This is a genomic window from Streptomyces sp. NPDC053513 (assembly GCF_044544765.1).
GTDB classification, from domain to species: Bacteria; Actinomycetota; Actinomycetes; order Streptomycetales; family Streptomycetaceae; genus Streptomyces; species Streptomyces litmocidini.
Map to the genome: position 1 here is coordinate 1 of NZ_JBITXP010000005.1, position 13,209 is coordinate 13,209.

Below are 13,209 nucleotides of genomic sequence, written 5' to 3' on the forward strand. Positions count from 1 at the left end.
AGGCAGAGCAGGGCCTGGGTGTGGTGCTTGCCCTGGGCGATCTTCTTGTCGTAGTAGGCCCGGGATGCCGGGTCACCCAGGGCTGCGAACGCGGAGAGGAAGAAGGCCCGTTTGAGCTGCTTGTTTCCTCTCCGGGAGGGTTGTTCGCCGCGGATCGAGGAGCCTGAGCTCCGGGTCGCGGGTGCGAGTCCGGCGTAGGCGGCGAGGTGGCCGGCGGTCGGGAAGGTGCTGCCGTCGCCGACCTCGATCAGGATCCTGGCTCCGGTCCTGACGCCGACTCCCGGCATCGAGGTCAGGACCTTGGAAAGAGGGTGGGCCTCCAGCAATTCCTCGATCCGCCCGGCCAGCAGTTTCCGCTGGTCGAGCACGGACGTGAGCGATCCGGCCAGGCTCGGGACGATCAGCGCGGCCGCCTCCGTGCCCGGGACGGTCACGGTCTGCTCGTCCAGGGCGTCGAAGATGTCCTCGACCAGCCGCTCGGCCATCCGCGGGGCCTTCGGTCTCAGCAGGGTTATCAGCCGTCGACGGCCGGCCTTGCGGATCTGGGCCGGGGAGCCGAACCGTTCCAGCAGCGTGAGGACGGCTGGATGCTGCAGCCGCGGTCCCAGCACCCGTTCCAGCGACGGGTGGATCTGGGTCAGCAGGCCGTGGAGCCGGTTCGCGACGCGGGTGGCCTCGCCGGCCAGGTCGTCGTCGAAGCCGACGATCATCTCCAGCTCGGCGATCGTCTCGTCCTCGCCGTCGATGGCCCGCAGCGTGTGCGGCATCGCGCGGGCGGCGTCGGCGATGATGAACGCGTCCTTCGCGTCCGTTTTGGCCTCGCCGGGGTAGAGGTCGGCGATCCGTCGCATCGTCAGTCCTGGCAGATAGGCGACCGGGCAGCCCATGTCCCGGGCGACCGCGAGCGGCAGGGCGCCGATTGAGGCCGGCTGGTCGACCACAACCAGCACCGTTCCGTGCTTGGCCTGGAGTTTTGCGAAGAGTTCGCGGAGCTTGGGTTCGGTGTTGGGCAGGCGTTTGTCGAAGGCTTTCTTTCCGGCCGGTGTGACGGCGGTGGCGTGGTGTTCGCCCTTGCCGACGTCCAGGCCGAGGAAGACGTCGATGTCGCCGGTGTCGATCACGTGCAGGCCCCTCCATCACGCTTTCGTCCGGCCTTGCCTGGGCACCGAGCTGCCACATCCACGTTACGGAGAGCTCTTCCGGCCTTGGGTGAAGCCGGTGCTCAAGCCCCTCATCAGCGGTCCGTCGATGCCTCCGGGGCCGGTGACACCACCCCCCGGATCATCAACAACAGGAGGGGGAAGTCATGCCGGACCCGAAGGCCGGTAGCCCCATTGCGGAGCCACGAAGAAGGTAACGGGAGGGGACGGCTGATACGGGGGGAGGGGACGGCTGGTACGGGGGGCGGCGCCGGACACCGTGTCGCCGCCGGTCGCGTCGCCGGCGACGGACACCGCGTCAGTGTCGGGCGTGCGTCGGGTCGCGGAAGGGGCGCGGAAGGGCGGCTCGTGACGGCCGTCGGGGCGGTGCGCGGTCGCCATGGGGCAGTGCGGCTGACGGCCCGTCGTCGTGGCACGATCCGGGGGCCGAACGCTCGTCGACCCCGCTCGGCCGCAGGAGCCGCCGTCTCCACCCCGCCACGGAGGCCGACGGCCCACCGTCACCGCCCCGCCCCGCCCCGGGAACCGACCGCCCGTCACCTGCGCGCGGGCGCCGCCCGGGCGGGCGGCGCGGGTCAGCGCACCGGCAGGTGGTACGTGAGGCGGTAGCGGTCGGCCGGGACGACGACGTCGGCCGTCTCCACGGCGCGGCCCGAGGCGTAGTACGTGCGCTCCACGACCATGACCACGTGCCCCGGCACCCCGCCGAGGGCGAGGAGCTCCTCCGCGAGGCCGGGTCTGGCCCCCACCTCCTCCACCACGTTGTCCACGACCACGTCGATGGCCGCCATGCGCTCGACGACGCCGCAGCCGCCCAGGGGGCCCTCCTCGGGCAGCATGACGGGCGTCCGGCCGGTGACGGCGAGGGGCTCCCAGGAGGTGGAGACCATCATGGGCTCGCCCCCGTCCCGGTACACGTACCGCGTGCGCATCACCCGCTCCCCCGGCTCGATGCCGAGCCGCTCGGCCACCTCGACGCTCGCCGGCTCCTGCTCGCTGCTCGACTCCCAGGTGCCGCGGGCCCCTTCGGCGGCCTGTTCCTGACGGAAGGGGCTGGCGCCGGACGCGGGGCGGTAGCCGGAGCGGGCGATGCGCCGGGGCACGGGACGCTCGCGCACATAGGTCCCCGACCCCGACCGCCCCTCCACGAGCCCCTCCGCCATGAGCACCTTGCGGGCTTCCAGCGCGACGGTGTCCGACACCCCGTACTCCTCGCGGATGCGTGCCTGCGAGGGGAGGCGGGTATGCGGTGGAAGCGAGCCGTTGGCGATCTTCTCCCGCAGATCGCTCGCCACGCGCAGGTAGGCGGGCTGCTCACCGAACGTCACTGGACACTCCCCTCAGGTTGACTGACAGCTACAGCCTGACAACCCACGGTCGCCATCCGCAAGCATGGGCCAGAGTTTCACTCGAAGTGATGACAATCCCGGCTACCGGCGGTCACCCCTGAAGGTCTCCCGGGGATCCCCGAGACCTCCAGGAGACCCCCGGGATCCCGCTCAAACCCCTTGACCCCCATTGGTCCAGACCAATAAATTCTGCCCGGCACGCCCGGCACCGCGCGTGCCGGGCCCGGGGACGGCGGTCGGTCACGGGCCGCCGTCCCCGGAGCACCGTCCGGTCCGCACGCGGCGGGGCCGGGCCTCCCGGCGGAGGAGACCCGGCCCCGTTCCCGTACCTCCGCCCCGTGCGGACGGCTCCGGCTCAGGCCTGGGTGCCCTCGCCCGCCGGCGGCGTGCCCGTCAGACCGAGCGCGGTCCGCGCGTCGGCGCCCAGGTCCTCGGGAAGGACGTCCCAGGCGGCGTCGTACGCCTCCCAGTAGGCGTCCGCGTCGGCCGCCGTCGCCAGCTCGCCCCAGCGCTTCGAGGCCGTGTCGAGCTCCTTGCCGAGCGCCGCGACCTCGGCCTCGGACGTGCCGGGCCAGGGGCGCCCCTTGAGGCCCGCACGCGCCGCGTCGATCGCCTTCAGCACCTCCCCGGCCCACTCCCTGTTGGAGGCGAAGTCCTCGTCCGGGTCGTCCTCCGGCTCCTCGTAGACGGCCTTCTCGATCGGGTTGACGGCCATCAGGAAGGACATCTGATCCGCGTTCAAGGTGAGGCTGTCGGAACGCACCGAGCCGCTGAACCGCTTCTTCTCACTGGCGAGCACGCAGGTCACCGCCCGGTCGCCGAAGCGCCAACTCCGGCTGGTGGGCTGGTAGGAGTAGGTCCAGACGTCCTCGGGGACCTTCCAGGTGTCCATCGCGTAGGCCGAGTTGATCGCCTCGCAGCGCGTCTCGGCGAGCTTGTCGATCGTCTCGTCGCCGGGCCACTTGTCGAAGCCGGTCACCTTGAAGTCCCCGGTGACCTCGCCGTCGTGCGGGCGGGCGCAGTCGACGGCCTTCACGTCCGTCGCGTACTCCTCCCCCTTGCTCGCGTCGGTGAAGCACTGTCCCGTACGCAGCGCGTACGGGGACCTGGAGCGGGAGGCCTCGTCCACGCCCTTCTGGAAGCCGTTCCACGCCGCGCTGAAACCGCCGCTCGCGAAGCCGACGACGACCAGCAGGGAGCTGACGGCGGAGAGCACGATGCCGGCGATCGCGAGCCCCTTGCCCGCCTGCTCCTTCTTCCTGATCTGCGGGAGGGCGACGAGGCCGAGGACCAGACCGAGGGGCGGGAGGCAGCAGACGATGCCGGAGACGAGGGAGCCGATGGCGAGGCCGTTGGTGGAGCGTCGCGGCGGCTGCCCGTACGGGACGGCTCCCGGCCCCCCGGGCGGGCCGCCGTAGGGGCCGGCCGCGTACGGCATTCCGGGCGAGGTGTACGGCCCGGGGGCGGCCCACCCCCCGGGCCGCGGGCCGCCGGGGGGAGGTGGGGTCGGCGGGGTCGGCTGGCTCGGCTCCACGAGTACGGGCTCCTGTTGCGGACGGGCGATGCGAACAAACGCTCGGGCGCGCATCGTACGCGGCGGGCGGAGGGGGTGATCACTCGGGACCCGGCGTGCGGAACGGGGCGGCCGTCATGAGACGACCGCCCCTCACGCATCGGATCGGGCCGGGCCCGAACCGCGTCGGACCGGACTCAGAACTGCAGGGCCCAGGAGTCGATCTTCCCGGTGTCGAGGGACGCGTTGTCCGTGACCCGCAGCTTCCACGTGCCGTTGGCGACCTCCGAGGAGGCGTTCACGGTGTACGTGGTGTTGATGTTGTCCGCGCTGCCGCCGGTGCCGAAGGCCTTCAGCGTGTACGCCGTGCCGTCGGGGGCGATCAGCTGGACCTGGAGGTCACCGATGTAGGTGTGGACGATGTTCACGGGCACCTGGAGGGCGGCGGGGGCGTTGCCCGTGACGCCGCTGACGGTGACCGGGGACTCGACGGTCGCGTTGTCGTTGATCGCGTAGTCCGTGGTGTTCTCGAACTTCGGGCCGGTGGGCGGCGGGGTGGTGCCGCCGCCGACGTACAGCAGCTTGTTCGGGGAGCCGGTGCCGGGGCTGGTGACGACGTTCGGGGTGGCGGCGGCCGTCAGGGCCGTGGAGACCTGCGCCGGGGTCGCCGTCGGGTTGTCCGCCAGGTAGAGGGCGGCGGCGCCGGCGACGTGCGGGGTCGCCATCGACGTGCCGGAGATGGTGTTGGTGGCGGTGTCGCCGGTGCCCCAGGACGAGGTGATGGAGGAGCCCGGGGCGAAGAGGTCGAGGCCGCTGCCGTAGTTGGAGTAGCTGGCCTTGGCGTCGCTCGACGTGGTGGCGCCGACGGTGATGGCCTCGGCCACGCGCGCGGGCGAGTGGTTGGCGGCGTTGTCGGTCTCGTTGCCGGCGGCGACCGCGTAGGTGATGCCGGAGGCGATCGAGTTGCGGACGGCGTCGTCGAGGACGGAGTCGACGCCGCCGCCGAGGCTCATGTTGGCGACGGCCGGCTTGACGGCGTGCTGCGTCACCCAGTCGATGCCGGCGACGACCTGCTCGGTCGTGCCGGAGCCGGAGTTGTCGAGGACGCGGACGCCGACGATCTTCGCCTTCTTCGCGACGCCGTACGAGGTGCCCGCGACGGTGCCGGCGACGTGGGTGCCGTGGCCGTGGCCGTCCTGGGCGGTGTTGTCGTTGTCGATGGCGTCGTAGCCGTAGGAGGCGCGGCCGCCGAAGTCGGTGTGGGTGATGCGGACGCCGGTGTCGATGATGTACGCCGTGACGCCCTGGCCCGCGGAGTCCGGGTAGGTGTAGCTCTGGTTCAGCGGAAGGGCCTTCTGGTCGATCCGGTCCAGGCCCCAGGAGGGCGGGGAGGGCTGGGTGCCGTCGACGTGGAAGACGCGGTTCTGGACGACGGACTTCACCGCCGGGTCGGCCGCCAGCTTCCGCGCCTGCGCCTCGGAGAGCTCGACGGAGTAGCCGTTGACCGCCGTGGTGTAGGTCCGCTTGATCTTCGCGCCGAACTTGGCGGCGACGGCCCGGCCCCGGGCGGTCTCCGCCTGCGTGGACTCGTCGAGGGTGACGATGTAGCTGCCCGGGACGGTGCCCTCGGCGCCGGCGTTCTCGATGACGCCTTCGGGGGCGGTCGGCGCGGCGGCCGCCGGGAGGGCGGTGAGGGAGCCGAGCGCGAGGGCGGCGACGGCGACGGCCGCGGCGGTGGCCGTCCGGCGACGCGGTGTACGCATCACTGACATGTGGGGGTCCTCCTCGTGGGGGGAAAGGCAGGAGCACGACACGCGATTACGGCATGGACATGTCAATACGACGCGGAGGGCCCGCGCCGTCCCGAACGTCCGGCTGCCGAGCGAAAGATTGTCTGATCCATAGGAATCCCACAAGGGTCCCCACAGCTCCGCAACGCCCGTGCCACACGGCTGACATGCTGCCCCCCATGACCGCCTACGAGTGCCCCCGCTGCCGGATCCAGTCCCCCACCGACGCCCTCACCTGGTGTTGTCCGCGGTGCCGCGGCCCCTGGGACCTCGCGTTCACGAGTGCGCCGGTCTCCCTCCCGTCACTCGCCTCACGCGTGAATTCATTGTGGCGTTACACGGAGGCACTGCCTCCGCTCCCGTACGGGCCCGAGGTGAGCCTCGGCGAGGGCCGCACCCCGCTCGTCCGCCTCACCGACTCGGTTTCGGCCAAACTCGACTTCCTCATGCCGACCCTGTCCTTCAAGGACCGGGGCGCCGTGATGCTCGCCGCGCACGCCCGCCGACTGGAGCCCCGCACGGTCCTCGCCGACAGCAGCGGCAACGCGGGCACGGCGATCGCGGCGTACGGCGCGCGGGCCGGGCTCGACTGCGTCGTGTACGTCCCCGAGGGCACGTCACCCAAGAAGCTGGAGCAGATCCGGGCCCACGGGGCCCGGGTCGTCGAGGTGCCCGGCGACCGCGAGGCGACGGCCCGGGCGGCGCGCGAGGCCGCCGACGAGCCGGGCGTCTTCTACGCCTCGCACGTGTACAACCCGTACTTCCTGCACGGCACCAAGACCTATGTGTACGAGCTGTGGGAGGAGCTCGGCGGGCGCCTCCCGGACACGATCGTCGTCCCCGTCGGCAACGGCACCCTGCTCCTCGGCGCCGCCCTCGCCCTCGACGAGCTGCACCGCCACGGCCTCGTCGACACCCGGCCCGCCCTGGTCGCCGTCCAGGCGGCGGCCGTGTCCCCGCTGGCCGAGGCCTTCCACGCGGGCGCGGAGGACCTCTCCGGTCGGGCCGCCGCCCGTCCCACCCTCGCCGAGGGCATCGCGATCCCGGCGCCGCCGCGCGCCCGCCAGATCCTGCGGGCGGTCCGCGCGACGGGCGGCACGTTCCTGACGGTGACGGAGGACCAGATCCGTACGGCCCAGAGGGACCTGGCCCGCCGGGGCCTGTTCGTCGAGGCGACCGGCGTGGCCTGCTGGGCCGCGGTGGACGCGGCTCCGCCCCGTCCCGGCCTCACGGTGGTGCCGCTGTGCGGGGCGGGCGCGAAGACCGGCCTCGCGCCGTGACCGGAGCTCGGCGCGGACCGGCACCCGTCCCGCGACCGGAACCTCCGGCGAGGGATCAGAACTCGTCGGCGCCGTTGCGGAGCTCGTACGTCCAGTAACCCGTCTTCGCGGCGGCCTCGTCGACCGCCAGGCCGCCGGCGGGGGCCTTGACGACGATGCTGCCCTCGGCCGGGCCCTGGGCGGCGAAGAGGTTCACGTTGAACTCGTTCACGACCTTGTTGTCCTCGTGGGCGCCGCCGAGCGCGATCCGCACGTTCGCGTAGGCGGGCGCGCCGGGCTTCAGGACGACCGGCGCGGCCGGCTTGCTCTTCGCGACGGCCGGGACGTCCTTGGCGGTCTGGATCGGGCCGAAGGCGATGAGCGGGTACTCGAGCAGGGTGCACGAGCGGCCGGAGGTGTTGGTGGCGGTGAGGGTGATGTGCTCGGTCGGGACCTCGTCCGCCTTCGCCGCCGTGACCTTGATGTCGCCGTAGGCGCAGGCGGGGGCCGCGGCGGAGCTCTTCCCGCCGGTGGAGCCGGTGGAGCCGCCCGTGCCGGAGCCGGCCTTCGAGCCGCCCGCGGAGCCCGTGGAGGCGGTGGAGCCGCCCGCCGTGGAGCCGCCGGAGGCCGACCCGCCCGTGGAGCCGGAGCCGCCCTTCGTGGCGGTCTGGTTCGCCGTCGCGCCGCCGGCCGTGCCGCCGTCCCCCGTACCGGCGGTGGACGGGGAGGCGGTCGCGCTCCCCGCGTCCTTGGCGCCCGAGGCGTCGTCCCCGCCGCCGCAGGCGGTCAGCCCCAGCGAGAGGGCGGCAATGGCGGCGGCGGCCAGGACGGTGTTCTTGCGGTGGTTGCGCATGGTGGTTCTCCCCCGTTGACGCGGTCGGTCGGGGCGTCCGCTCGATGCGCGCGCCCCGCGGCACCGGACTGTTCTCCCCGGTGCTGCATCCAGCTTCCCGGCCGGCGCTGCCGTCCCGCTTGCGTACCGCTAACGATTCGCTGTCAGCCGCGAGAGATGCGCGGCGGCCCGCGCCGAACCCTCGGTGAAACCGGCCGCGTCGGCCGCGACGATCGCCCGTTCCAACTGGTCTGCCGCCTCTTCCAGCCGGCCGATGCCGGCCAGCGCCTCGCCCCGGGTGATCTGCAGCGAGGCCCGGACGACCACCGCGTCGGGTGAGACCAGTTCCCCGGCGCGAAGGGTGTGCGCGAGCGCCGCCTCGTACTCCTCCGCCTTCAGGCAGTGGCCCGCCAGGTGCTGGAGGGTCAGCACCTGGGTGGAGGGGTGGCCGGTGCGGTCGGCGAGGTCGACGGCGTGCAGCATGAGCAGCCCGGCCCGCTCGTGCTCGCCGGTCGCGTCCAGGACGGCGGCGTAGTTGATGTACCCGATGGCCTCGCTGATCGGGTCGCCGGCCCGGGCGGCCAGTCCGGGCGCCTTCTCCAGGTGGACCAGGGCCTCGGCGCTCCGGCCCTCCTCGTGCAGGATCCAGCCGAGCAGGGCACGCGCGCGCGACTGCGCGTCGAGGTCGCCGATCGCCTCGGCCGAGGCGAGTCCGGCCTCCAGGAGCGGGGTCCAGCCGTCCCCGATGCGCCGGAGCATCAGCGGCCACGGCACGAGGGCGAGCCGCCAGGCCCGGTCGTGCATCCCGAGGGCGGCCGCGGCGGCGACGGCGCCCTCCAGGGCGGGCCGCTCGGCCGCGTACCAGTCGAGTGCCGCCGTACGGTCCTCGAACTCCCGTGTCGCGGCGGGCCGTCGGGCGTCGGCGGGCAGCGAGTAGCAGGGCTGCGAGCCGGGCTCGGCGGCGGCGTCGGCCGCGAGGCCCGTGTAGAGGTAGTGGTCGAGGAGCCGGGGCAGGCCCTCGGGGTCGGCCTGCGGGGCGAGATGGCGCGCGTAGAGGCGCACCAGGTCGTGCGGCGTCCAGCGGCCGGGGACGGCCTCGGTGAGCAGGTGCGCGGCGGCGAGCCGGTCCAGGTCGGCGGAGGCCTGCCCGGGCGTCGTCCCGGCGAGCGCGCCCGCCGCGAACCGGTCCAGGTCGGAGCCGGTGTGCAGGCCGATCGCGCGGAACATCCGGGCGGCGGACTCCGGGATCTGCTGCACGGTGAGGCGCAGCGCGGCGGAGACGCCCCGGTCCTCCACGTCGAGCAGCGCCAACCGGCTCTGCTCGTCGGCGAGTTCGCCGACCATCGCGTCGAGCGTCCACTGCGGCCGCTCGGCCAGGCGGGCCGCCGTCACCCGGAGGGCGAGCGGCAGTCCGTCGCAGAGGCGGGCGAGCCGGGTGGCGGCGGCCGGTTCGGCGGCGACCCGCTCCTCGCCGAGCACGCTCGTGAGCAGGGCGGCCGAGGCGGCCGCCTTGAGGTGCCCGAGCGGCACGGGGCGGGCGGCGTCGGAGGCGATGAGGCCGCCGAGCCGGTCGCGGCTGGTGACGAGGGTGGCGCAGTGGTCGCCGCCGGGCAGCAGCGGCCGGACCTGCTCGGAGGAGCGGGCGTTGTCGAGGACGACGAGCAGCCGGCGTCCGGCGGTCAGGGAGCGGAACAGCGCCCCGCGCGCGTCGACGGTCTCGGGGATCCGCTGCGGCGAGACGCCGAGGGCGAGCAGGAAGTCCCGCAGGACGGCGGCCGTCTCGGGCGCCGGGGTCTCGCTGAAGCCGCGCAGGTCGGCGAAGAGCCGCCCGTCGGGGAAGTCGTCGCGCCGCTCGTAGGCCCAGTGGACGGCGAAGGCGGTCTTGCCGACGCCGGCCGGTCCGGTGACGAGGCAGACGGGGCCGTCCCCGGCGCGCACGGCACGGTCGAGCGCGGCCAGCTCGGCCGCGCGGCCGGTGAAGCCGCGCGGCGCCCGCGGCAGGCCCTCCGGCGCCGGGGCCCTGACGTCGACGGCGGGACGGGGCGCGGAGACGGGCGCGGCGGAACGGAGCAGCGTCGCGTACGCCTCGCCGAGGGCCTCGCCGGGGTCGACGCCCAGTTCCTCGGCGAGCAGCCGCCGGGTCCTGTGGTACCAGTCGATCGCGTCCGACTGCCGGCCGGAGCGGGCGAGCGCCAGCATCAGCGCGGCGGCCAGGGACTCGCGCAGCGGGTGGGCGACGGCCTCGGTGCGCAGGACGGCGGCGGCCCTGCCGTGCTCGCCGAGCTGCCCGTACGCCTCCGCCAGCGCCTCCACCGAGGCGAGCCGCATCTCCTCCAGACCGCTCGCCGCGGCTTCGAGGGGCCGGCTGTGCACGGTGCCGGTGAGCGCGGGCCCCTGCCAGTACGACAGCGCCTCCCGCAGCATCCGCACCGCGTCGGCGGGCCGGCGCTGGACGCCGGCGAGACCGACGAGCTCCTCGAAGCGGTGGGCGTCCACGAGCGACTCGGGCATCCGGAGCACGTACGCCGAACCCTGCGTCGCGAGCTCGACCCCGTACGCCTCGGCCTCGTGCTCGGCGAGCAGCGCCCGCAGCCGCGAGACGTGCCCCTGGAGGACGGTCTTGGCGTGCGTGGGCGGCTCCTCCTCCCACAGGGCGTCGATCAACTGACCGACGTTCACTGCGCTGTTGGGGCGCAGCAGCAACATGGCCAACAGGCTGGACCGCTTGGCGGGCCCCAAGGCTACGTCCCTGTCCTCCGTCACCAGCGCGACGGAGCCGAGCAGCCTGAACTCCACCTGATACCTCCGCGGTCCCTGTCCTTGAAGCCCCCCATCTCCGGCCTTCGAGGATACTTGTGGGTAGAGGCCCGCCCGCCCCCGCCGTTCCCCGCCCACGCCTCCGCCGTCGCTATCCGGACACGGCGGTCGACCGGGCCGGGGCAGCGGAGCCGCTCCGGCCCGGCCGGCTTCTCGGGGTCCGGTCCCTTCCGGGGCGACCATGGCAGGCAGGGCGAACAAGGTCTCCCTGATCGAGGCCCAACGCAACTACCAGGAGTTCGGCGCCTGCTACGTCCGCCCTCCGGCCGACGACGAGCCCCTCGACCCCGCCTGGCGCCCCATCGACCTGGCACGGGACTCCTTCGAGGACCGGGCGGCCGAGGACCGCGCCCCATGGCCCGCCGACCACTCGGTGCCCTGCTGGTGGCTGCCCGCCTTCTGGCGCCGGAACCACTCCACGTCATGACCTCCCACATCGAGACACTCGTCCAGCAGCTCGACGGCAAGGCCGTCGAGTCCTACGACGCGCGTACGGAGCTGATCTGGATCGGCGCCGACGCCATGCCCGCCGTCATCGACGGCCTGCCCTCCCTCGGCGGCTTCGGTCAGCTGACCGCCATCGAGGTCTTCGAGGAGGTGGGCGACCACGCCCAGGTGATCCTCCACTCCCAGTTCTGGCGCGTGGACGCCGGCCGCACGTACGGCGTCTCCGACACCGGCCTGGACTGGGAACTCGACTGGACCGCTCCCTGGGAGCACTTGGTCGAGGAGTCCCGCGTCTGGTCCCTGCCGGAAGCCTCCGAAGCCCCCGTCGGCGACGACATCTTCGTCGCCCCCACTTGGATCGACCGGACCGACCTGCACCCGGAGAGGTGACCGATGCCGTCCCAGCACCCCGCCGAAATCGGCTACGACCACGTGGTCGAGAGCTACGTGACGAGGACGTACGGGGGCCTCCCGCGCTACCTCGTACTGAACGGCGGGCGGTTCCTGGGCCCCCGGTGGTGGCACACCACCCGCTTCACCCGGCACCTGCTCAATGACGCCGCCGCGATCACCGACGAGGAGCTGGAAGCCCTCCTCGGGTACGAATGGCGCTCGCGCCTCACCGCCGCCTGGCTGATCGGCGCCGACCGCCGCGAACGGTTCCGGGCACGCATCGGCGACCTGCTCCTGGCCGGCGAGGTCTGCTACTCCGGCAGCGCCCACTGCAGGCGGCTGTAGCCGGCTTTGCGCGAGTACTGGCCGCTTCCGCCCCCCTGGCCGCCGACACCAGTCTCTGTACCCGAGAACGACTCACCAGGCTGAAGTTCTGCGGACTGCTGCGGACACCACAACGGCCTGACCTGCATCGCCGCAGGTCAGGCCGCCTCTGGGCGCGCGGTCAGACGTTGAAGCGGAACTCCACGACGTCGCCGTCCTGCATGACGTACTCCTTGCCCTCCATGCGGGCCTTGCCGGCCGCGCGGGCCTCGGCGACCGAGCCCGTCTCGACGAGGTCGGCGAAGGAGATGACCTCGGCCTTGATGAAGCCCTTCTGGAAGTCGGTGTGGATGACACCGGCCGCCTCGGGGGCCGTCGCGCCCTGCTTGATCGTCCAGGCGCGGGATTCCTTCGGGCCGGCCGTCAGGTAGGTCTGGAGACCGAGGGTGGCGAAGCCGACGCGGGCGAGGGTGGCGAGGCCGGGCTCCTCGGCGCCGACGGACTGGAGGAGCTCCATGGCGTCCTCCTCGTCGAGCTCGGCGAGGTCCGCCTCCAGCTTGGCGTTGAGGAAGATCGCCTCGGCCGGGGCGACCAGGGCGCTCTGCTCGGCCTTGAAGGCCTCGTCCGTGAGCTCGTCCTCGTCCACGTTGAAGACGTACAGGAACGGCTTCGTGGTGAGGAGGTGGAGGTCGTGCAGCAGCTCCGCCTTCTCCGAGCCCTGGACGATGCCCTGCGAGAAGAGGGTGTCGCCCTTCTCCAGGATCGCCTGGGCGGCCTCGACGGCGGCGACCTTGGGCGCCACGTCCTTCTTGATCCGGGACTCCTTCTGGAGGCGCGGAAGGACCTTCTCGATGGTCTGGAGGTCGGCGAGGATCAGCTCGGTGTTGATCGTCTCGATGTCGTCCTTCGGCGAGACCTTGCCGTCGACGTGGACGACGTTCTCGTCCTTGAAGGCGCGGATGACCTGGCAGATCGCGTCCGACTCGCGGATGTTCGCGAGGAACTTGTTGCCCAGGCCCTCGCCCTCGCTCGCGCCGCGCACGATGCCGGCGATGTCGACGAAGTCGACCGTCGCCGGGAGGATGCGCTGGGAGCCGAAGATCTCCGCGAGCTTGGCCAGGCGGGGGTCGGGGACACCGACGACGCCGACGTTGGGCTCGATCGTGGCGAACGGGTAGTTGGCCGCCAGCACGTCGTTCTTGGTCAGGGCGTTGAACAGGGTCGACTTGCCGACATTCGGCAGACCGACGATTCCGATCGTGAGCGACACGGTGGCGACTTCCTGAAGTGTGGATGGTGGGCCGATCCCCCAGTTTACGGGCGGG

General features: G+C 72.9%; 11 protein-coding genes. 4 read left to right on the forward strand and 7 right to left on the reverse strand.

Annotated elements, in window-relative coordinates; genetic code table 11:
- The 4 genes from ACIGW4_RS10080 to ACIGW4_RS10095 all read right to left on the reverse strand — a co-directional run.
- A partial coding sequence (locus tag ACIGW4_RS10080; protein ID WP_399579646.1) for an IS110 family transposase occupies positions 1–1,121 on the reverse strand: 1,121 nt, incomplete at its 3' end.
- A gap of 614 nt (positions 1,122–1,735) precedes the next feature.
- Complete coding sequence (locus ACIGW4_RS10085; RefSeq protein ID WP_123455230.1) at positions 1,736–2,488, reverse strand: GntR family transcriptional regulator; 753 nt, start codon at positions 2,486–2,488, stop codon at positions 1,736–1,738.
- 376 nt (positions 2,489–2,864) lie between these two features.
- Positions 2,865–3,947 (reverse strand): DUF4190 domain-containing protein, encoded by a 1,083-nt coding sequence (locus tag ACIGW4_RS10090; protein WP_399579649.1) that lies wholly within the window; start codon positions 3,945–3,947, stop codon positions 2,865–2,867.
- Positions 3,948–4,219: 272 nt separating this feature from the next.
- Positions 4,220–5,794, reverse strand: coding sequence for a S8 family peptidase (locus ACIGW4_RS10095; protein ID WP_123455229.1), 1,575 nt, complete (start codon positions 5,792–5,794; stop codon positions 4,220–4,222).
- Positions 5,795–5,979: 185 nt separating this feature from the next.
- Between ACIGW4_RS10095 and ACIGW4_RS10100 the strand changes: the two genes are divergently transcribed.
- Positions 5,980–7,092, forward strand: a complete 1,113-nt coding sequence (locus tag ACIGW4_RS10100; RefSeq protein WP_399579651.1) for a threonine synthase — start codon at positions 5,980–5,982, stop codon at positions 7,090–7,092.
- 55 nt (positions 7,093–7,147) lie between these two features.
- Here the strand turns inward: ACIGW4_RS10100 and ACIGW4_RS10105 are convergent, their stop codons facing one another.
- The gene (locus ACIGW4_RS10105) at positions 7,148–7,924 is read right to left on the reverse strand and encodes a DUF4232 domain-containing protein (RefSeq protein WP_398707275.1); all 777 of its coding nucleotides are present in this window, start codon (positions 7,922–7,924) and stop codon (positions 7,148–7,150) included.
- A gap of 129 nt (positions 7,925–8,053) precedes the next feature.
- Positions 8,054–10,699, reverse strand: coding sequence for a BTAD domain-containing putative transcriptional regulator (locus tag ACIGW4_RS10110; protein WP_399579653.1), 2,646 nt, complete (start codon positions 10,697–10,699; stop codon positions 8,054–8,056).
- A gap of 202 nt (positions 10,700–10,901) precedes the next feature.
- On the opposite strand from ACIGW4_RS10110, the gene ACIGW4_RS10115 reads away from it, so the two are divergent.
- The 3 genes from ACIGW4_RS10115 to ACIGW4_RS10125 are packed head-to-tail and all read left to right on the forward strand — an operon-like array spanning position 10,902 to position 11,905.
- Entirely contained in the window at positions 10,902–11,147 is a 246-nt protein-coding gene (locus ACIGW4_RS10115) for a CPCC family cysteine-rich protein (RefSeq protein WP_399579654.1), read from the forward strand.
- Positions 11,144–11,557 carry a hypothetical protein gene (locus ACIGW4_RS10120; protein ID WP_399579655.1) on the forward strand — a complete coding sequence of 138 codons (414 nt, stop codon included), beginning with the start codon at positions 11,144–11,146 and terminating at the stop codon, positions 11,555–11,557. Before ACIGW4_RS10115 ends, ACIGW4_RS10120 begins: the two co-directional genes overlap by 4 nt.
- Before the next feature lie 3 nt (positions 11,558–11,560).
- Positions 11,561–11,905, forward strand: coding sequence for a DUF6000 family protein (locus ACIGW4_RS10125; protein ID WP_398707268.1), 345 nt, complete (start codon positions 11,561–11,563; stop codon positions 11,903–11,905).
- Between the two features lie 160 nt (positions 11,906–12,065).
- Here the strand turns inward: ACIGW4_RS10125 and ychF are convergent, their stop codons facing one another.
- Entirely contained in the window at positions 12,066–13,154 is a 1,089-nt protein-coding gene (ychF, locus tag ACIGW4_RS10130; protein WP_123455223.1) for a redox-regulated ATPase YchF, read from the reverse strand.
- Positions 13,155–13,209: the final 55 nt, after the last annotated feature.